Raw genomic sequence first — 19,954 nt, forward strand, 5'->3', positions numbered from 1 at the left:
GTGGATCAAGACAGCGTGGTGCCCGCAGGCACCACGCCTTCAATTATTAGCCCTGTGCTGCCACCGGGGCTTCGACAGGTTCAATAGTATCGTGACGCACCACCGCACCAAACTGTTCCATCATCTGCTGGATGAGCGGATCACCGTGGATCGACTCCTCAGCCTCGCGCTGGCGGTTGACCCGACGGCGGGACGCTGCCTGGGCCGGGGTTTCCTGCTCGGGCTTGATCAGTTCGATGCTGATGGTCAGGGTGCGTGCGTGGTACTGGTTCAGGGCATCGTTGAGCCGGCGCTGCTGGGTGGCATTGAACAGCGCGCTGTGGGCCGGGTCCAGGTGCAGCAACCAGTGATCGCCATCGACGGCGATCAAGGTGCAGTTGGCGGCGATGCTACCGGTCATCCCGGAAATCGGCAGTTTCGGGAACAGCTCCAGCCACTGCAGCGCCAGGCCGGTGGCCGGCATCGCCGCAGGTTCCGGTTCAGGCTCCGGGGCGGGCTCGGCGGTATGTTCGCTGGCCAGATCGTCGAGGTAGCTGTAGGCCGAATCCATATCCGGCTCGATGTAGTCTTCGTCCAGCGGCGGCTCGTCATCGAGGTCGGTGCCCGGCGTCGCGGCGTCCACGTCAGCAATAGTGGGTTCCGGCACCGGCGCCGAGACCCACTCCGGCGCATCCGGCACCACGCTGTCCGGGGTCAGCGTAGGCATGGGCGTCAGTTCAGGCTGTTCGCTGGCGGTTTCCAGCACCGGTTCGACAGCGGGTTGTTGCTCGACAACCGCTTCTGCCGGGTCGTTCCAGGGCAGATCGACCACGGCTTCCACAGGCACAGGTTCGACAACCGGCTCTGGCGCGGCGACTGGCTCGGCAACAACAGGTGCAGGTACAACAGGCTCCGGCGCCACCATACTCGGCGCAACCACTGGCGCGACAACCGCCGCAGCCACTGGTTTGGCGGAATCAACTGTGGCCTGGCTGATCCCCACTGGCTTTAGCGGCTGTCTCGGTGCATCTGCCGTATCGGCGGGCCGGAACGCCAGCATCCGCAGCAGGACCATTTCGAAGCCGCCTCGCGGGTCCGGCGCCAGGGGCAGGTCACGACGGCCGATCAGGCCCATCTGGTAGTAGAACTGCACGTCTTCGGCCGGCAGCGCCTGGGCCAGGGCCAGCACGCGGTCGCGGTCGCCATGGCCGTTGTCGACCCCTTCTGGCAAGGCCTGGGCGATGGCCACACGGTGCAGCACGTTAAGAATTTCCGAAAGCACACCATTCCAGTCCGGACCTTGTTCGGACAGGTGACGCACCGCTTCGAGCAACGCCTTGGCGTCGCCTTCGATCAGCGCATGCAGCACATCGAACACCTGACCATGGTCCAGGGTGCCGAGCATGGCCCGCACGTCGGCAGCCATGACCTTGCCTTCGCCAAAAGCGATGGCCTGGTCGGTGAGGCTCATGGCATCGCGCATCGAACCATCGGCGGCACGACCCAACAACCACAGGGCATCGTCTTCGAACGGTACATTCTCGACACCGAGGACATGGGTCAAATGCTCGACCACCCGTTCCGGGGTCATGTTCTTCAGGGAGAACTGCAGGCACCGCGACAAAATCGTTGCAGGGAGTTTCTGCGGGTCAGTGGTGGCCAGGATGAATTTGACGTAGGGCGGCGGCTCTTCCAGGGTTTTCAACAATGCGTTGAACGAGTGGCTGGACAGCATGTGCACTTCGTCGATCAGGTAAACCTTGAAGCGACCACGGCTCGGTGCGTACTGCACGTTGTCCAGCAGTTCACGGGTGTCTTCGACCTTGGTGCGGCTCGCGGCATCGATCTCGATCAGGTCGACAAACCGCCCTTCGTCGATTTCCCGGCACACCGAACAGGTGCCGCAGGGCGTCGACGTGATGCCTGTTTCACAGTTCAGGCACTTGGCGATGATCCGTGCAATGGTGGTCTTGCCGACACCCCGGGTACCGGTGAACAGGTAGGCGTGGTGCAGCCGCTGGCTGTCCAAGGCATTGATCAGAGCCTTGAGCACATGGGTCTGGCCGACCATTTCGCGGAACGAGCGCGGACGCCATTTACGTGCAAGAACCTGATAACTCATCGAAAACCGTCGCAACTGGGAAGCGGAAGCGGGTAATGCTAGCGGAGCAGGGGGGAAATTGCATCCGGCACGCTCGCCTAATCTGACTAAACGGGTCTTACGACCCGTTGAAAAGCCTGAACCTGCGGGCGTCCAGCCTGGCTCATTCGCCCCTCAACCACTGCACCGGAGGCGCAAAGCCATCGACCCAAGCGGGCACCTCACCCGCCGGCATGGGCTGCGCAATGAAATAGCCCTGGGCCACTTCGCAACCCATGCGCATCAGCAACTGGCCATGCTCCAGGGTTTCCAGGCCCTCGGCGATCACCTCACGGCCAAAGGCCCGGGCCAGGCTGATGACGGCCTTGGTCAGCGCCAGGTCATCCTTGTCGTGGAGAATGTCGCGGACAAAGGATCTGTCGATCTTGATGGTCTGGGTGGGCAAACGCTTGAGGTAGCTCAGGGACGAATAGCCAGTGCCGAAATCATCCAGGGAAAACCGCACGCCCAGGGCCTGGCAGGCTTCAAGGTGCTGGGTGACCCGCTGGATATTGTCGATGGCCACTGACTCGGCGATTTCCAGGTCGAGCATATGCGGCTCCACACCAGGGTGCTGCGCCAGCAATTGCTGCAGCCGCTCAACGAAGTCCGCCCGCTGGAAATGCCGCGCCGCAATGTTCACGCTGACCGCCCAGCAGTGCCCTGCCCCTTGCCATTGATACATTTGGGTCAGGACCTGGTTCATCACCCATTCGCCGATGTCGACGATCAGGTCGGTCTGCTCGATCAAGGGCAAGAAATCCCCCGGTGCTACCAGCCCGCGTTCAGGGTGTTGCCAGCGTAACAGCGCTTCGAACCCCACCACCGTACCGCAGCGCAGATTGACCTTGGGATGGTAATGCAGGCACAGCTCGCCCGCCGCCAGGGCCTGGCGAATCTGCTGCACCGTCTGGTGGGTCGCCTTGACCTCCTGCTCCAGCGAGACATCGAACAGCTGGAAACGATTGCGCCCACTCTGCTTGGCCACATACATGGCCTGGTCGGCATGGCGCAGCAAAGTGTCGGCGTCCTCATCATCCAGGGGAAACAAGGTGACGCCGATACTGGCAAACACATTGATCTCCGCGCCCTGGATCGAATACGGCTCGGAGATCGACTTGAGGATGCGCATCAACGCTCTGTTGAGTTCGTCGATGTCACGCACGTAACGCAGGATCAGCACAAACTCGTCACCCGCGAGCCGGGCCACCACATCCTCGCCACGGATGATTTCCCGCAGACGGCTGGCAACCTCCACCAGCAGCAGGTCGCCGCAGGCATGGCCGTAACCATCATTGACCGCCTTGAACCCGTCCAGGTCAAGCATGCACAGCGCCAACGGAATGTCTTCGCTACGGGAAAACTCCAGGGACTGGTTGAGCAACTCAGACAAGTAAGCGCGGTTCGGCAACCCCGTCAGCACGTCATGGCCGACCCGCCACTGCAAGGTGTGCAGCAGTTGGCGCTTTTCGCTGACATCAAAGCGAATCGACACATACTTCTGCACCTCACCGGTCTGCTCATCGAGCAATGGCACCATGGTGCTGTCGACCCAATACAACGTGCCGTCCTTGGCGCGGTTACAGATTTCGCCACGCCAGACCCGGCCCTGGCTGATGGCGCTCCACATTCCCTGGAAAAACTCCTCGGGGTGCAGCCCGGAACTGAGGATCCGGTGATTCTTCCCCAGCAACTCTTCGCGGCTGTAGCCGGACATGCCGCAGAACTGATCATTGACGTAGGTGATGCAGCCTGCGAGATCTGTCTCGGAGAAAATGGCGGCTGCATCCACGGCCCTGCGGTATTTCTCTTCCATGAGTCAGGCTCACATTGGCTAGCGGTTGAACCGCTCGACCAGGGCGCGCAACCCGGAAGAGATGCTTTCGAGTTCCCTGCCACGCAGGACTGCAGCGTTGGCATTGCCCGCTGTCTTTTGCACCGTGGCGGCGACGTTGTTGATCTGTTGTGAAACTTCCTCGGCGACGTGGGATTGCTCCTGGGAGGCGGCGGCCATTTGCTGACTCATGTCAGTGATACGCTCCACCGCCTGACGAATGCCTTGCAGCGCCTGTTGTGCCTCAAGCACCTGCTGCACGCCCTGCTCGGCTTCGCGAATACCCAGGCTGGCGATATCGACCGCATCATCGGCGCCGGCCCGCAGGTTCTGGATAATGCCCTGGATCTGCTCGGTCGACTCACGGGTCTTGCCCGCCAGCGCCCGCACTTCATCAGCCACTACGGCAAACCCGCGCCCTTGCTCGCCGGCGCGGGCGGCCTCGATGGCGGCGTTGAGGGCCAGCAGGTTCGTCTGGTCGGCGATGGCCTGGATCATGCTCGCGGCCACCTGGATTGCCTGGGTCTGCCCGGCCAGGTTACCCACGGCCTGGTTGATCTGGGTGACGGTGCCGGCCAGCAGTTGGATCGCCTCACGCGAGGTACCGGCCACGTGGCTGCCTTGTTCGGCCAAGCCATTGGCGGTGTGGGCTTCATTGGCGGTCTGCTGCACATGCACCGCGACTTCGGCGATGGAGGCCGCCATTTCGGTCATGGCGGCGGCCGTCATATCGGTTTCGGCCCGCTGCTCCAGCAGCGCTGATTCGGTGTTGCTCGACAATACGCTGGAGTCGCTGGCGGCCTCGGCCATCTGGGTGGCCAGGTCGCCAAGACGCGTCAGGGCAGTTTTCAACCGTGCGTCCTCGCTGATCAGGATCATTTCCAACTGTGCAGCCGAGCCGGTGGCGTCGCTATAGGTCAAGGCGCTGATCGGGTCGGAAAAGGTATTCGGAGTGTGCTGAACAATTTGCTGAAGCTGCTGCCCCAGGCGCTGCTGTGCCCAAACACCCACGCCCAGAAACAGACCCGCGGTCAGTGCTTGCGCCCATGCCACGGGAATCAGTTGGAAGGCACCGATCGAAGCCGCAGCAGCCACCAACGGTAACGCCAGTGCCCGGGCCGTAGAGGCGATCCGACGCCTTGCCGAAACGGCAGACTTGCCCGCCAGCAACCGGGCGTACAAGGCTTCGGCTCGACGCACCTGATCGCGGGTGGGCTTGACCCGCACGGACTCGTAGCCCACCAGCCGGCCATCCTCAAGGATCGGTGTCACATAAGCGCTGACCCAGTAATAGTTGCCGTTCTTGCAACGATTTTTCACCACGCCCATCCAGCTTTGCCCAGCCTTGAGGTAGCGCCACATCAGTTGAAACACGGCGGGCGGCATATCCGGGTGGCGCACCAGATTGTGGGGGCTGCCGATCAGCTCCGCCTGGGTAAAACCGCTCATGGCGGCGAATTCGGCGTTGCAGTAAGTAATATGACTGTTGACGTCAGTCGCGGAAATAAGCCGTTGCTGCTCCCCAAAAGTTTGTTCAACATCGGTGACCGGCAGGTTGAGACGCACGTTAAAGCTCCATGAACAGCATTCGATCGCCCTGTCGACTGCCGGGTAGGCAGGATGGGTCGATTCGCATTTCTAGTCCGGCTATGCCGTCAATCGGCTGGTTGGCCACAATCGGCGGCGAAGCCACGGTTTTGCACAGCAATTCACCGTCGATTCTTTGATGATCAACTAGGCTTGAATACGGGTATCTGGCACGAAAGGCGGGGTGGTGCAGCGGCACTGACGAGCGACGTTTTAGCCCCTGCCAAGCGTCCGACTTATAGGCACCTTTATGAGAGTAGGAAGAAAGCAATGATTTCCTGTTTCATAAACCTGCCTTCTGAAACGAGACCACCAAATACTTGTCCTAAATACCAATTCTACGAATTACATCACATTTTGCAAGAAAAGGTGATGGTACGAGCGGTTGTCTAATTCTAAGATTTATCGTTAAGTTCTTGATTCTAAATGGGAATTGAGCGATGCAAATTTCAAGTTTGGGTCCAGCCATCAGGCGCTACCGCAAGGTAGCCGGGCTTACTCAGGCTGAACTAGGTGAAAAAACCGGTTTTGACCCTAAAACCATCAGCCGCTTCGAAACCGGCACCTATACACCCAGCGTGGAGGCTCTGTTTTTGTTTGCAGAGGCGTTGGAAGTGAAGCTGACAGTCTTTTTCGCAGACTTGGTCGACGAGGATGAACAGCGCGCTTACCTGTTCGGTGTCATACACAAAGCCCCCCCGAAGGATCTGGGAAAGCTGATCGCGGCGGTAGACCAGGCCTTGTCCAAGCCTTAGAGCTCGCAACACCAGTACCCGTAGCAAAAAGAGCAGACAACCCGGGTTGTCTGCTCTTTGTTCATCGACTCCTGACATGAACTGACAGGACAGGCCCTTAGACTTCACGGGACTGAGCCGCGCCATTGCTGCCAGCTTCCATGGAGCCATCATGCAGATCCTCGACCACTACTTCCTGTTGTACGTCGACAGTCCCGCCACCAGCGCCAACTTCTACAGCCGTCTGTTGGACAAGCCGCCAGTAGCGCTGAACCCCACCTTTGCCCTGTTCATGCTCGATAACGGCGTCAAGCTTGGCCTTTGGTCCCGGCACGCCGCAGAGCCGTCCGCCCAGGCCACCGGGGGCGGCTGCGAGGTTGGGTTTCGCGTCGCCGAGCCATCAACCGTGGATGAACTGCATGCACACTGGGTCAACCAGGGGGTGAACATTGCGCAATCACCCGTCGAGATGGATTTTGGCTACACCTTTACCGCCCTGGATCCCGATGGCCACCGCCTGCGTGTGTTCACCGTGCGCCAGTAATGGCTGACGGCGCCAGCGCCCTTCCAGGCTGATGGCGCCCACACTGGTCAGCACGATCAGACCGCCCATCACCACACGCATTGAAACCTGCTCCCCAAGCATCGTCGCCGCCATCACCATCGCCACCGGCGGCACCAGGTACAAGGCCACCGACGCACGACTCACCTCGACATGCCTCAACACATAGGCCCAGGCGAGATACGCCAAGGCACTGGGGAAGACACCCAGCACCAGCACCGCCAGGTTGGCCGAGAGCGGCGCCTGCACCACCACCGCAGGCAAGCCTGGCAAATAGACGCCGAGCAACAGCGTCCCTGACCACACCGTGTAGCACACCGTGGTCAGCGGACTGTAGCGGCGGGAATAGTGCTTTTGAATAACGAAATACACACTCCACGAGATCGCCGCCAACAGAATCAGCAGGCCGCGCGGATCAATCTCACCCAGGCCGCGCTCGCCCCAGATCACCACCAACACCCCTGTCAGCCCCAGCAGCACACATCCCCAACGCCAGCCGCTCACCCGCTCCTTCAAACAGACAAACGCCACCAGCACACTGAACAGTGGCACCGATTGCGCCAGCACACTGGAAGCCGCCGCCGTCACCCACTGCTGGCCCTGGTTGAGGCACAGGTGATGCAGGAAGATCCCGAAAAATCCCAGTACCAGCAGCCACGGCAGATCCCGCAGCCGAGGCCGCTCTATTCGCACCACCAACGCCACGCCCGCCATAAACAGCGAGGCAATCAGAAACCGCGCCAAGGCCAGTTGGCCAGGACTGTAACCATGCAGCGCCACGTGAATTCCAATGGGCGAATACGCCCAACAGAGGATCACGCTGGCAGTGACTAGCGTAAGCTTTACGGGAGACGGGGCATTCATCGACGGCATCCAGAAACTGAAGGGGAATGCCGTCAGTCTTGTCCTGGGCAAGGTGCAGGACAATTAACCGTTTCTGACTTCTGTAATCACTGGAACTGAGCGATGGAACTGGCCCAACTGAAAATGGTGAAAGCCGTGGCGCAAACCGGCAGCGTGGCCCAGGCCGCCGTGCAATTGCACTGCGTACCGTCGAACATCACCACGCGCATCAAGCAACTGGAAAGCGAGCTGGGCACACCGCTGTTCATTCGCGCCGGACGCGGGTTGGCGATCAGTGCTGCCGGCGAAGTGTTTCTCGACTACTGCGAGCGTATCCTCGCGCTGGTGGAGGAGTCCAAGCGTGCGGTCGACAGCAACGCCATTCCTCGCGGCAAATTACGCATCGGTGCAGTGGAATCCAGCGCCAGCGGCCGTCTGCCTCCGCTGCTTGCCGAATACCACCGGCGCTACCCGCAAGTGGAATTGGAGTTGGTGACTGGCGCTTGGGCACAGTTGCTCGATGACCTGCAACACCATCGCCTGGATGCGGCGCTGGTGGCAGCAGGCGGCAAACGCCCCAAACTCGAACAAAGCGTGGTCTACAGCGAACGTCTGGTGCTGATCACCAGCGCCTCCAGCGCTCCTATTGCAGACGCCAGGGATCTGGCCGGCCGCACCCTGCTGGTCTGGCCGCCCGGCTGCCCTTACCGCGCCGCCCTGGAGAATTGGCTCAAACCCCACGATATCAAGCCAGCCATTGCCAGCTACGCCAGTTGGGGCACGATCATCGGTTGCGTCAGTGCGGGCATTGGCGTGGCGTTGGCCCCAGAAGGCATCCTGGCTCGCTACGAGCAGGCCAACCAACTGACGTCCTATCGCTTCGACGAACTGGCAGCAGTGGACAACCTGCTGTTCTGGCACAAAGACACCCAGCGGCACTTGGCCCGGGACGCATTTGCCGGGTTGCTGCGGGAGACGTTCGGCTGAGTATCTTGCAGGCAAAAAAACACCGCGACAGGCCAGGCCTGTCGCGGTGCGGGGGCACCCTCAGTTCTTCGGTGCGCTCAAGCGAGTGTACTGATCCTGGCTGATCCAACCGGTAAAGGATCGGTCCTGGTCATTAATGAACTCCACCTGGGCCCAGCCATTCTTGTACGCCAGCACGCCCACCACATCGTTCTTGACGATATAAGGGCGTTTACCGGCCGCGACCTGCGGGGTCTTCTGCAGGAACGCCTTGTCAGCCGAGACCGTCACCAGGCCGATCCACTTTTTGCTGGCGGTCTGGGTCAGGTCCAGACCGGTGGCGATATCAGGCATCAATACATTCATGCAGCCAGGGTGCTGCTGACCTTTCTCGACCGTCAGGGTCACACCGTCCGCCGACGCGTCGATCGAGCCCGGGTAGACTTCATCAGACCACGTGGAGACTGCCGAAGGCTTGCCAGCCTCAACCGTGCCTTGCAGATAAAAAGCACAACTGAACGTTGTGCCCTCACCCCGCTCTTCCGCATAAAAACCCTCGACCTGATGCCCTGGCGTTACCGCCAGCATCAGTGCCTCGTACTTGCCTGAATGCAGTGCAGGAGCAGCGGCAAACACGGGAGCCGCTACACAAAAGGAAAACACACCAGCAGCCAACAATCGGGTGGAAAGCGTCATTGCCATCTTATTTTTTCCCTTCAAGCGCCTCGTAGGCTTTTTTAATCCGCGAGTCATAGTCGCCATAATCCTTGCCGTTATAGTTCAACGCCATCGCGGCATAATCCTTGTTTTTCATGGCCTTGATCAAAGCCGAACTTTTACTGCAAAAGCCCACGAAGGCCTTCAACTGGTTGCCGGCATTAATCTTCATGGCTGCGGTAAATTCAAAAACAGTCTTGTAACCGCACGTCGAAAAATTGAAGCCCATGATTTGAAACATACCCCAGGAGGCCGACATCAAGGCCGCTTCCTGGTCCAGGCCAAACGCGGTGGCCATGGTTTCCCAGGCTTTGGTCTGATCCTTGTTATTGGCCTGCCACTGGGGCCCGGCTTTTTTCAAATAGGGGTAGGACAACAACGGGTGCGTCTGATCGTATTTGTGTTTGGTGTACTTGCGAAACAGATGGCCCTCAAAGGCGATCACCGGCAACTTGGCTGGACCAAAACCGGAACGCCCGCCCGACTCCACCGTGGCAAATGCCTTGATGATATTCACCGAGATACCGTTGCCCAGCTGGGTGGCGGCGCTCTGAAAGTCCTTGTCAGTAAGGGTCATGCCCCCGTCGCACGTGGCTTGGAGCACCATCTGCCGGTTGCGCCGCTCGGCTTCGATGACTGCGCGCATACGGTCCAGGTAGTGATTGACCGTGGCCTGGATCATCTCCGAATTGGCATTGCCAAAACCGCCGAGGAAACTTGGGATACGTAGCGCCGGATTGACCTTGACCGGCACCTTGATCGCTTCTTCGATCAGGCTGTTGAACGTGCGGCCGGTCGGGTCGATGACGCCATCGGGATGGGCGTACTTGAGCTGGCGGAACTGATACTGGCTGATGCACTGCACCAACTGGCCGTCACACTTGCCGTTCTCATTCAGCGCAAAGCCCATCTTGGGAATAATCAGGTTAAATAAGTACTGGATACATTGAACGTCAGCGGGCAAGTTGCGTGCCTTGCCTGGGGCACCGACCGAAGCACTGATAAGACGGGGCAATCCTTGCACGCTTTGCATGACACGCATCCTTATTAGTTATTGAGGATGGCAAGCAAGGGCCATCACTTTAATATCATCCGTGCATCACAGTCATATATTGAAACATGTGGCGCACGAAAACTAACAAGCCGTTTTATGGTTGTCCAGAGAGGGTTTTGAAAGTTGTGAAATGGCCATCACCCGCTGCGGGGTAAAAGACAGGCAGGCGATCAAACAAGCATTCTGATGTGGCGAAAAGCGGTTCAAACAGGAGGGGGTGCTGCAAGAAGAGCGTTATGGAGGCAACCCCACCAGCCACACCCCGGCACACAATGTTCCCGCTGTGGCTGCTGCCTTCCGGCTCTGACCAGGTTCACGGGTAATCGTTGCGGGGGGACCGATGGAGTCACCATAACGACACTCGCCTCTCGGCAAGCCGCGCCATTGTACCGATCTCATCGGAAGTTACAACCGTTGGTTCCGGAATAAAAAATGTTGGGGTTCAAGCACTTGCCTGCGGGTGAGTTATTGCGCCTGCAACACCTCGTCCGCCTTGCCACCCTCTTGCTGAATCAGCAGGTGAATAAAGTGCAACTTGGCAATCACCGCCGGAGGCAGGACAAAAGGATAGAAATCCGGCTGCCCCATGCTCCGCGACAATTCGTTGAGCATGCTGGCCAATTCGATCCACGCGTTGACGAACGACAGAAACGCCGCGCCGCCCGGATGCTCGGGATCGTAGAGGGTGCTCAGGGGAAACGGCTGGTAGTCCAGGTCCATCTCCCGCGCGCTCATGCCAAACCCCAGGGCCGTATCCACCGCGTCCATCATGTGCAGGTAATGGGCCCAGGTTTCCGCCCAGTCTTCCCAGGGATGCATGGTGGCGTAGGCACTAACACAGGTTTGCTGCCAATCCGGGCGGGGGCCGTTTTGATAGTGCTGCTCGAGGGCCTCGGCATAACTGGCGCGCTCGTCACCGAACAGGCGGCGGAACGACTCCAGCCAGTGGCTGTTAGCGATCAGGCGATCCCAGTAGTAGTGACCGACTTCGTGGCGAAAGTGGCCGAGCAAGGTACGGTAAGGCTCGCGCATCTGCACCCGGACTTTTTCGCGGTGGGCGTCGTCGGCTTCTTTGATATCGAGCGTGATCAGGCCGTTGGCGTGGCCGGTGGTCGGTGCCTTGCCTTCCAGGTCGATACCGACAAAATCGAAGGCCAGACCGCTGTCTTCATCGACGCTCTTGGGAATCACCTGTAAGCCCAGGCTAATCAATTGTGCCACCAGCCGTCGCTTGGCGATTTCCACCTTGCGCCAGCGCTCTGGATTTTCAGGGGTCGACAGGTCGGGGATCGTGCGGTTCAGGCTGCAAGCGACACACAAGGTCTGGCCGTTGTCCGCCGGCAGCAGCCAGTTGCAGGCGGCCGGGGTATCCAGGTTGGCGCAACGGCGAAACAATCCTGCCTCAGGATCGGCATCCAACTGCCAAGTCTCGACGTAAGGTCCAGGCTGCAAGGAAGAAAGCCGGCTGTGCTCCGGCTGATAACCGAGCATCGCCGAGCAGGCCAGGCACTGGCTGTTGCGAAAGAACAGCGACTGACCGCAGTGGCATTGCCACACTTTGCTGTTACGCGAAGACTCGGCCATGAATGGTGCGGCAATGCGCGAACTGAGTTGTTCGAAGAAGCGGTACATGGCGATCTCTCCTTGGCATACATACCCGTAGCAGTTGTCGAGCGCCAGCGAGGCTACGTCGGGCGCACCGCCGGCCTCAAGCATGCCGACACAACACATCAATGTCCCCGACGCAGCCTCGCTGGCGCTCGACAGCTGCTACGGGAAACGAGTGTAGATACCCTCAAGGGATCGTTCCCTCTGGATCAGACCGTGATGTTGTGCTTGGCCAAAAAGGCCACGAACGCCTCTTCGTCCAGCACTTTCAACCCAAGCTCGCTGGCCTTGGCCAACTTCGAACCCGCACCCGGCCCCGCCACCACGCAGTGGGTTTTTGCCGACACCGAACCCGCCACCTTGGCGCCGAGGCTTTCGAGCTTTTCCTTGGCAACATCGCGGCTCATCAGTTCCAGGGAGCCGGTGAGCACCCACGTATGACCAGCCTCAGGCAAGCCTTCGACCACCTTCTTCTCGCTCTGCCAGTGCATGCCGAAGCCCTTGAGCTGCAGCTCAATGGCCAGCGCGCGCTTGGCGTTTTCTTCGTTGTCGAAGAAATCCCGCACCGCCTTGGCTTGCTTCTCCGGCAACGCCTGGCGCATGTCGAGCCAATCAGCCTGGATCACGCCTTCCAGGGAGCCAAACTTGTCCGCCAGCTTCTGCGCAGCGCCCGGCCCCACCGAAGGCACATGCAGCTTGTCCAGCAAGCCGCCCAAGGTGGTGCTGGCGGCGAACTCGGCGCTCAGGTCACCCTGCTCCTGCAGCTCCAGCCCGCACTCGTCTTTGGACAGCAGCGCGCCAATCACTTCCTGGTTATGGCCGTCCTCAAAGAAGCTATGGATCTCATGCGCCACTTCCAGCCCGACATCCGGCAAGTACGTCAGCACTTCCGGCAACGCCTGTTGCACCCGCTCCAGGGACGCCAGGGAGCGCGCCAGGACCTTGGCGGTTTCCTCCCCCACATCGGGAATGCCAAGGGCGTAGATAAACCGCGCCAGGGTCGGGGTCTTGCTGTTTTCGATAGCCGCGATCAGCTTTTTGCTGGAGACGTCGGCGAAGCCTTCCAGATCGATGATCTGCTCGTACTTGAGCGTGTAGAGATCCGCCGGCGAGCCGATGAGTTTTTCATCCACCAACTGCTCAATGGTCTTGTCGCCCAGGCCGTCGATGTCCATGGCGCGACGCGAGACGAAGTGGATGATCGCCTGCTTGAGCTGGGCACCACAGGCCAGTCGACCGACGCAGCGGTACACCGCGCCTTCGCTGACGGTTTCCTTGCCCTTGCTGCGCTTGACCAGTTGGGTGCGCTCGACATGGGAGCCGCACACCGGGCAGTTCTCGGGAATCTGCACCGCCCGGGCGTTTTCCGGACGACGCTCGAGCACCACCGACACCACCTGCGGAATCACGTCACCCGCACGGCGAATGATCACGGTGTCGCCGATCATCAGGCCCAGGCGCGCCACTTCGTCCATGTTATGCAAGGTCGCATTGGACACCGTCACACCCGCGACCTTGACTGGTTTCAGACGCGCTACGGGCGTGACCGCGCCGGTACGGCCAACCTGGAATTCAACGTCCAACAGTTCGGTGAGTTCTTCCATGGCGGGGAATTTATGGGCAATCGCCCAACGCGGTTCGCGGGCACGGAAACCCAGCTCTCGCTGGGAGGCGATGCTATTGACCTTGAACACCACACCGTCGATTTCATAGGGCAAGGCGTTACGCCGTTCGCCGATATCGCGGTAGTAGTCGAGGCAATCCTGAATACCCTTGGCCAGCTTCAATTCGTGGCTGATGGGCATGCCCCACTGTTTCAACTGCTGCAGGTTGCCAATGTGGGTGTCACTGATATCAGTGGTCACACCGTAGCAGCAGAACTCCAGCGGGCGGCTGGCGGTAATCTTCGAATCCAGTTGGCGCAGGCTACCGGCAGCGGCATTGCGCGGGTTAGCGAAGGTCTTGCCGCCGACTTCCAGCTGTGTGGCGTTGAGCCGCTCGAAACCGGCCTTGGACATGAATACTTCACCGCGCACTTCCAGGGTCGCCGGCCAGCCAGTGCCTTGCAGCTTGAGCGGGATATTGCGCACGGTGCGCACGTTGACACTGATGTCTTCGCCGGTAGTACCGTCGCCGCGGGTTGCACCGCGTACCAACTCACCGTCCTGATACAGCAGACTGACCGCCAGGCCATCGAGTTTTGGCTCACAGCTGTATTCCACTGCTGCGCCACCACCAAACAGATCGCCCACCGGCAGGTCCAGTCCTTCGGTCACCCGGCGATCAAACTCCAGCATGGTGGTTTCATCAAACGCGTTACCCAGGCTGAGCATCGGGATCTCGTGACGTACCTGAGTGAAAGCCGACAACGCCGCACTGCCAACCCGCTGAGTCGGCGAGTCGCGGGTGACCAGCTCCGGATGTTCGGCTTCCAGGGCCTTGAGCTCATGGAACAACCGATCGTACTCGGCGTCCGGAATGCTCGGCTCGTCGAGGACGTGGTAACGGTAGTTGTGCTGATCCAGTTCAGCGCGCAGTTCGAGAATGCGGGTGTGAGCGGCGGTCATGGGTGTTCTCTCATAAAGCAAAAGAGCAGCCGAAGCTGCTCAATATGTTAGTGCACGTATTCTACAGGCAACGCTTAAGATCGAACCTCAGCGCTTCTGTGTCAGGGCGCGACGCTCGAACTCCACAATACGCTGACGGTAGTGTTCGATCGTCTGGGCGGTGAGGACGCTGCGTTGATCGTCCTTGAGCTCGCCGTTGAGCTCCTGGGACAACTTGCGAGCCGCCGCCACCATGACGTCGAACGCCTGTTTCGGATGACGCGGGCCTGGCAGGCCAAGGAAGAAGCTGACAGCCGGGGTGCTGAAATGGTCGATGTCGTCCAGGTCAAAGATGCCTGGCTTGACCGCGTTGGCCATGGAGAACAGCACTTCACCGTTGCCGGCCATGCTTTCGTGCCGGTGGAAAATATCCATCTCGCCAAAACGCAGGCCGCTTTCGAGGATGTTCTGCAACAGCGCCGGGCCCTTGAAGCCGGCGGCGTCGCGGCAGATCACACTGATCACCAGCACTTCTTCAGCGGCAGGTTGATCCTTGGTGGATTCACGCGGGGCGCTCTTGGCCGGGCTTTCGTCCGGGAAGTCATCATCACGGCTGCTGAAGCTCGGGCCGTCTTCCAGGTCGAGGTTCAGGTCACCCTGGGAAGGTTCGCTGGCAGCACGCTTGCCACGCTTTCCCGACGGCTCGCGGGCTTCACGCACCGGCGCGCTCATCGACGGCAGGTCATGCTCGTCCAGTTGCGGTTCCTTATGGGTATCCAGGACACGGGGTGGCCCCAGCAGCTCGGCACTGCCGTCGTCGTCCGGTAAATTGGACAGGTTGCGGTCCAGGCGAAATTTCAACTTGCCCTTGCCACCGCGCATACGGCGCCAGCCATCAAAAAGAATACCGGCAATGACAATGATGCCGATGACGATCAGCCACTCGCGCAGACCGATTTCCATGTAATCCCGTGCCTCTAATAAAAAATGCTGAAAAATAAGGGGTTTAGCACCGTGCAAACCGCTTTAAAACGTGGCGCCAACTCTATGTTCTGAATGACGTTTTGCCCACGCATACGAAAATTTGACATTAAACTAGCACGACCAAAGATAACTTTACACCGTCTGTCAAAATGCCTTGAACAAATATGTCCATTGGCTATCTTCCCACGACCGGTAAAACACCTTACATCCTGCTGAAAAATCCCTTTCAAAGCGCGACTTAAGATTCCACCATCGCCATCGCTTCTTCGACATCCACCGCCACCAAACGCGAACATCCCGGTTCGTGCATCGTCACCCCCATCAACTGATCGGCCATTTCCATGGCGATCTTATTGTGGGTGATGTAGATGAACTGCACCGTCTGGGACATCTCTTTAACCAGTCGGGCATACCGTCCAACGTTAGCGTCATCCAGCGGGGCGTCAACTTCGTCGAGCATGCAGAACGGCGCCGGGTTCAATTTGAAGATGGCAAATACCAGGGCCAATGCCGTCAGGGCCTTTTCGCCACCGGACAACAAATGGATGGTGCTGTTCTTCTTGCCCGGGGGCCGCGCCATGATCGTCACCCCTGTATCGAGTAGATCTTCGCCCGTCAGTTCCAAGTAAGCGCTGCCACCACCGAAAACTTTCGGGAATAACGCCTGTAAACCGCCATTAATCTGATCAAAGGTATCTTTGAAACGATTACGGGTTTCTTTGTCGATCTTGCGAATAACGTTTTCCAGCGTGTCCAGGGCTTCCACCAGATCGGCGTCCTGGGCGTCCAGATAACGTTTGCGCTCGGACTGCTGCTGATACTCATCAATAGCCGCGAGGTTGATCGCACCCAGTCGTTGAATACGCGCGGCAATCCGCTCAAGTTCTTCTTCGGCTTCTTTCTCGTTGGCCTGGGCGGTCAAGGTATTGAGTACGCCGTGCAAGTCGTAGCCGTCTTCCAGTAACTGGTCCTGCAAGGTTTTACGGCGCACCGTCAGTGCTTGCCATTCCATACGCTGCTGTTCGAGCTGGCCACGGATCAGTTGCGATTGCTGCTCGGCCTGAGTCCGACGTTTTTCGGCATCGCGCAGTTCGCGGTCGGCATCTTCCAGGGCAATTTGTGCCGTCTTGAGTTCGACGTCGACGGTCATGCGCTTGTCGAGCAACTCTTCAAGCTTGAGCCGCAACTCTTCCAGCGGGGCTTCGCCCTCCTCCAGATTGAGGCTCAGTTGCTCACGCTTCTCGGTCAGCCGTTCGGATTGCATCTCCAGGCGTTCAAGGGCCTGGCGCGTGGAATCGTGCTGCGCCTTGAGCGAACCCAGGCGCACCGCCAATTGGTGGGCGTGATCCTTGTGCTGACGGGCTTCCTGACGCACTCGATCCAGGCGCTCGCGCAAACTGTCGCGCTGGGCCAACAGCAACTCGCGCTGCTCTGTGTCCAGGGCCATGCTGTCGAGGGCTTCTTGCAATTGCAGGCGCGCTTCGCCGACTTGTTCGTGCTCCAGGGCGCGCTGTTCGCCCATCTCCGCCACTTCTTCATCAAGGCGGGTACGGCGCAAGGTCAACTGTTCGACCTTGGCCTTGCTCGCCGACAACTGGGCTTTTAATTCACCTTGCTGACGCGCTTCGTCCTGCAACAGCCGGCGCAGGTGTTCACGGCCGGTCTCTTGCTGGCGCTGGGTAGCGCGCAGGGTTTGCAATTGGGTTTCCAAGGCTTCGAGGGTGGCTTCGCGTTCTTCACGTTCGGCGCTCAGGTTGACGATTTCCTGACCACGCGCCAGCACGCCACTTTCCGCTTCACTGGCGCGACGTACCCGCAGGAAATGCCGGCCGACCCAGTAGCCGTCACGGCTGATCAGGCTTTCGCCGGCCGCCAATTGCCCACGCAGCACCAAGGCCTGCTCAAGGCTCTCCACCGGCTTGATTTGGCCTAGCCAGGGCGACAGGTCAATCGCCGCTTCAACCTTGTCCAGCAGACTGCCCGGCACCCGCACACCGTCCGCCGCCGGGCTGAGCAAGCGCAAATCGCCCTGGGCAAAACCGGCCAGGTCGAAACCGCCAAAATCATCCACCAGCACCGCTTGCAGGTCGGCACCCAGCACGGTTTCCACCGCCAGCTCCCAACCGGCCTCGACTTTCAAGCCTTCGGCCAGGCGCGGACGCTCGGCCAGATGTTGATCGCGCAGCCATTCAGCGGTGCCGGTGCCCGGATCCAGAGCCGCCTGCTGCAAGGCTTCCAGCGACGCCAAGCGACCGTTGAGCCGCTGCAAATCACCCTGAGCCTGCTGCTGCGCTTGACCGGCCTGTTGCAGCTGTTGACGCAGTTGCTCCAGGCGCTCGACTTGTTGTTCTTCGCTGGCCTCCAGCTCTTCAAGCGTCATTTCGCTCTCGGCCAGTTGCTCGCTCAGTTGCAGGATCGCCGCGTCCTCCGGATCGGCGGCGAGCAACACGCGCTCTTCTAGCAAGCGACGCTGACGCTCGGCCAAGCGTTCCATGCTGGTTTCCAACTGCTGGATGCGCGATTGCTGCACCTCAGCCTGGCGACGCGGCTCGGCGGAACGCAGGTTGAAAGCGTCCCACTGCTCTTGCCAGCCGTGCATGGTGGTTTCCGATTCTTCCAGGGCCGCAGCGGCTTCTTCGGCAGCGGCGCTGGTGACTTCCTGCTCGGGGGTGAGCATGTCCAGCTCTTCGCCGAGGGTCAGCAGCAAGGTGCGGTCGTGGCCCAGGTGAGATTCGGTTTCCAGGCGCGCGCGTTCCGCTTCTTTCAGATCGTCCTGCAACTGACGCAAGCGCTGCTGACCGTGTTGAATGCTCTGCTCGACCCGGGCGATATCACCGCCTACCGAATAGAAGCGCCCCTGCACCAGATTGAAGCGTTCGGACAGGTCGTGATGACCGTCCCGCAAGCGTTCGATACTGGCATCTGCGTTGCGCTGCTCGGCCACCAGGGCTTCGAAACTGATTTCCTGGGTACCGATGATCGCTTCACGCTGGCCGACCTGATCATTCAGGGCCTGCCAACGCAACGCCGACAGTTGCGCCTTGAGCTGGCGTTCTTCGCCCTTGTATTCCTGATACTTCTCGGCAGCCTGGGCCTGACGGTGCAGACGCTCGAGCTGGCGCTCCAGCTCTTCACGCAAGTCGGTCAGGCGGGCGAGGTTTTCATGGGTGCGGCGAATACGGTTTTCGGTCTCGCGGCGGCGTTCCTTGTACTTGGAGATGCCGGCCGCTTCTTCGATAAAGTTACGCAGGTCTTCGGGCTTGGCTTCAATCAGCTTGGAGATCATCCCCTGCTCGATGATCGAATAGCTGCGTGGGCCCAGGCCGGTGCCGAGGAAGATGTCGGTAATGTCCCGGCGTCGGCACTTGGTGCCGTTGAGGAAGTAGCTGTTCTGGCTGTCGCGGGTCACTTTGCGGCGGATGGAGATTTCCGCATAGGCGGCATACTCGCCGACCAGGGTACCGTCAGAGTTGTCGAACACCAGTTCGATGCTGGCCTGGCTCACCGGCTTGCGGCTGGTGGAACCGTTGAAGATGACGTCGGTCATCGACTCGCCACGCAGGTTTTTCGCAGAGCTCTCGCCCATCACCCAACGTACGGCGTCGATAATGTTCGACTTGCCGCAGCCATTGGGCCCTACCACCGCCGCCATATTACTGGGGAAGTTCACCGTGGTCGGGTCGACGAAGGATTTAAACCCCGCCAGCTTGATGCACTTGAGCCGCACGTTTAGGCAACCGCCAAGGCAGCGATAACCAGGGAACTGCTGCGCTGGCCGTAGGCCGAGAGCACCAGGCGAATCTGCGGCAGGTCACGGGCCAGTACGGCGGCGAGCAATTGCTCGAACAACGCCAGGTACTCGCTCATTTCCGCCTTGCGCTGATCCAGCGCCAGGTAATAGGCACGGTTCATCGCCGGTTGCAGGTTCTCGACGGTTTCCTGCAAATACGGGTTGTTGGCGAAGGGATAAGCCGCGCGCATCACGTTGAAGCTTTCTTCGACGAAGGCACGAATGTCCTGGCGCTCGAAATTACTCACCAGCCGCTGCTGAATCTGCACGAACGGCGCCATGTCGGTCTGGGTTTTCCAGCCTTCGGCCACCGAGTTGCCCAGCAGGATGTACAACTCGGACATCAGCGTACACAGGCTCTGCACCTTATGGGCGGTGAGTTCGGTGACGTGGGCACCACGGCGCGGCAGGATCGCAATCAGGTGCCGCCGCTCAAGGATCAGCAGGGCTTCGCGCACGGAGCCGCGGCTGACATTGAGCGCCAGCGTGACCTTCTGCTCCTGGATCCGCTCCCCAGGCTTGAGGTCGCCGCGAATGATACGTTCGGCGAGGTGGTGAGCGATTTGCTCGGCAAGACTATCCGGCGCCTTGAACGTCATGTTTTCCCTTC

At 59.9% G+C, this 19,954-nt stretch carries 14 protein-coding genes, 1 other RNA gene and 1 pseudogene; 3 read left to right on the plus strand and 13 right to left on the minus strand.

Annotated elements, in window-relative coordinates; genetic code table 11:
- Positions 1 to 46 precede the first annotated feature (46 nt).
- The 4 genes and pseudogenes from dnaX to GNF76_RS29925 all read right to left on the minus strand — a co-directional run.
- Positions 47 to 2,101, minus strand: a complete 2,055-nt coding sequence (gene dnaX / locus GNF76_RS10240) for a DNA polymerase III subunit gamma/tau (RefSeq protein ID WP_155583050.1) — start codon at positions 2,099 to 2,101, stop codon at positions 47 to 49.
- A gap of 142 nt (positions 2,102 to 2,243) precedes the next feature.
- On the minus strand, positions 2,244 to 3,935 hold the full coding sequence (locus tag GNF76_RS10245) for a putative bifunctional diguanylate cyclase/phosphodiesterase (RefSeq protein WP_155583051.1): 1,692 nt from the start codon (positions 3,933 to 3,935) through the stop codon (positions 2,244 to 2,246).
- An 18-nt stretch (positions 3,936 to 3,953) separates the two neighbouring features.
- Positions 3,954 to 4,832, minus strand: coding sequence for a methyl-accepting chemotaxis protein (locus GNF76_RS29920; RefSeq protein WP_379652561.1), 879 nt, complete (start codon positions 4,830 to 4,832; stop codon positions 3,954 to 3,956).
- A 357-nt stretch (positions 4,833 to 5,189) separates the two neighbouring features.
- Positions 5,190 to 5,519: pseudogene (locus GNF76_RS29925) on the minus strand (PAS domain-containing protein); the annotation flags it as partial.
- 461 nt (positions 5,520 to 5,980) lie between these two features.
- Here GNF76_RS29925 and GNF76_RS10255 point away from each other — a divergent pair.
- Both GNF76_RS10255 and GNF76_RS10260 read left to right on the plus strand, forming a co-directional pair.
- On the plus strand, positions 5,981 to 6,295 hold the full coding sequence (locus GNF76_RS10255; protein WP_155583052.1) for a helix-turn-helix domain-containing protein: 315 nt from the start codon (positions 5,981 to 5,983) through the stop codon (positions 6,293 to 6,295).
- Positions 6,296 to 6,446: 151 nt separating this feature from the next.
- Positions 6,447 to 6,818, plus strand: coding sequence for a VOC family protein (locus GNF76_RS10260; protein WP_155583053.1), 372 nt, complete (start codon positions 6,447 to 6,449; stop codon positions 6,816 to 6,818).
- Here GNF76_RS10260 and GNF76_RS10265 read toward each other — a convergent pair.
- The gene (locus tag GNF76_RS10265; RefSeq protein WP_155583054.1) at positions 6,732 to 7,700 is read right to left on the minus strand and encodes a DMT family transporter; all 969 of its coding nucleotides are present in this window, start codon (positions 7,698 to 7,700) and stop codon (positions 6,732 to 6,734) included. The two genes, GNF76_RS10260 and GNF76_RS10265, sit on opposite strands and share 87 nt — an antisense overlap.
- Positions 7,701 to 7,802: 102 nt before the next feature.
- Here GNF76_RS10265 and GNF76_RS10270 point away from each other — a divergent pair, with 102 nt between their 5' ends.
- Entirely contained in the window at positions 7,803 to 8,666 is an 864-nt protein-coding gene (locus tag GNF76_RS10270) for a LysR family transcriptional regulator (protein WP_155583055.1), read from the plus strand.
- Between the two features lie 60 nt (positions 8,667 to 8,726).
- Here GNF76_RS10270 and GNF76_RS10275 read toward each other — a convergent pair whose 3' ends face one another.
- The 8 genes from GNF76_RS10275 to GNF76_RS10310 form a co-directional block, all read right to left on the minus strand.
- Positions 8,727 to 9,347 carry a hypothetical protein gene (locus GNF76_RS10275; RefSeq protein WP_155583056.1) on the minus strand — a complete coding sequence of 207 codons (621 nt, stop codon included), beginning with the start codon at positions 9,345 to 9,347 and terminating at the stop codon, positions 8,727 to 8,729.
- Position 9,348: 1 nt separating this feature from the next.
- The gene (locus GNF76_RS10280) at positions 9,349 to 10,395 is read right to left on the minus strand and encodes an N-acetylmuramidase family protein (RefSeq protein ID WP_155583057.1); all 1,047 of its coding nucleotides are present in this window, start codon (positions 10,393 to 10,395) and stop codon (positions 9,349 to 9,351) included.
- Positions 10,396 to 10,662: 267 nt separating this feature from the next.
- Positions 10,663 to 10,759, minus strand: an RNA gene (ffs, locus tag GNF76_RS10285) — signal recognition particle sRNA small type.
- A gap of 122 nt (positions 10,760 to 10,881) precedes the next feature.
- Positions 10,882 to 12,048 (minus strand): zinc-binding metallopeptidase family protein, encoded by a 1,167-nt coding sequence (locus GNF76_RS10290; RefSeq protein WP_155583058.1) that lies wholly within the window; start codon positions 12,046 to 12,048, stop codon positions 10,882 to 10,884.
- A 185-nt stretch (positions 12,049 to 12,233) separates the two neighbouring features.
- Complete coding sequence (gene ligA, locus GNF76_RS10295) at positions 12,234 to 14,591, minus strand: NAD-dependent DNA ligase LigA (protein ID WP_155583059.1); 2,358 nt, start codon at positions 14,589 to 14,591, stop codon at positions 12,234 to 12,236.
- A gap of 87 nt (positions 14,592 to 14,678) precedes the next feature.
- A complete protein-coding gene (zipA, locus tag GNF76_RS10300) occupies positions 14,679 to 15,533 on the minus strand; it encodes a cell division protein ZipA (RefSeq protein ID WP_155583060.1) in 855 nt (284 codons plus the stop codon).
- Positions 15,534 to 15,792: 259 nt separating this feature from the next.
- The gene (gene smc, locus GNF76_RS10305; protein WP_178123265.1) at positions 15,793 to 19,281 is read right to left on the minus strand and encodes a chromosome segregation protein SMC; all 3,489 of its coding nucleotides are present in this window, start codon (positions 19,279 to 19,281) and stop codon (positions 15,793 to 15,795) included.
- A 2-nt stretch (positions 19,282 to 19,283) separates the two neighbouring features.
- A complete protein-coding gene (locus tag GNF76_RS10310; RefSeq protein WP_155583061.1) occupies positions 19,284 to 19,943 on the minus strand; it encodes a GntR family transcriptional regulator in 660 nt (219 codons plus the stop codon).
- Between the last annotated feature and the right edge of the window lie 11 nt (positions 19,944 to 19,954).

Source organism: Pseudomonas spelaei, from assembly GCF_009724245.1.
In the GTDB taxonomy this organism is placed as follows: domain Bacteria; phylum Pseudomonadota; class Gammaproteobacteria; order Pseudomonadales; family Pseudomonadaceae; genus Aquipseudomonas; species Aquipseudomonas spelaei.

Excerpts from the sequence above, each read along its gene's own strand:
- GNF76_RS10255 (WP_155583052.1), top strand. The coding sequence starts at position 5,981 with ATGCAAATTTCAAGTTTGGGTCCAGCCATCAGGCGCTACCGCAAGGTA.
- GNF76_RS10245 (WP_155583051.1), bottom strand. The coding sequence starts at position 3,935 with ATGGAAGAGAAATACCGCAGGGCCGTGGATGCAGCCGCCATTTTCTCC.
- GNF76_RS10260 (WP_155583053.1), top strand. The coding sequence starts at position 6,447 with ATGCAGATCCTCGACCACTACTTCCTGTTGTACGTCGACAGTCCCGCC.
- GNF76_RS10265 (WP_155583054.1), bottom strand. The coding sequence starts at position 7,700 with ATGAATGCCCCGTCTCCCGTAAAGCTTACGCTAGTCACTGCCAGCGTG.
- GNF76_RS10310 (WP_155583061.1), bottom strand. The coding sequence starts at position 19,943 with ATGACGTTCAAGGCGCCGGATAGTCTTGCCGAGCAAATCGCTCACCAC.
- GNF76_RS10290 (WP_155583058.1), bottom strand. The coding sequence starts at position 12,048 with ATGTACCGCTTCTTCGAACAACTCAGTTCGCGCATTGCCGCACCATTC.
- zipA (WP_155583060.1), bottom strand. The coding sequence starts at position 15,533 with ATGGAAATCGGTCTGCGCGAGTGGCTGATCGTCATCGGCATCATTGTC.
- GNF76_RS10275 (WP_155583056.1), bottom strand. The coding sequence starts at position 9,347 with ATGGCAATGACGCTTTCCACCCGATTGTTGGCTGCTGGTGTGTTTTCC.
- GNF76_RS10270 (WP_155583055.1), top strand. The coding sequence starts at position 7,803 with ATGGAACTGGCCCAACTGAAAATGGTGAAAGCCGTGGCGCAAACCGGC.
- GNF76_RS10280 (WP_155583057.1), bottom strand. The coding sequence starts at position 10,395 with ATGCAAAGCGTGCAAGGATTGCCCCGTCTTATCAGTGCTTCGGTCGGT.
- GNF76_RS29920 (WP_379652561.1), bottom strand. The coding sequence starts at position 4,832 with ATGATCCTGATCAGCGAGGACGCACGGTTGAAAACTGCCCTGACGCGT.
- dnaX (WP_155583050.1), bottom strand. The coding sequence starts at position 2,101 with ATGAGTTATCAGGTTCTTGCACGTAAATGGCGTCCGCGCTCGTTCCGC.
- ligA (WP_155583059.1), bottom strand. The coding sequence starts at position 14,591 with ATGACCGCCGCTCACACCCGCATTCTCGAACTGCGCGCTGAACTGGAT.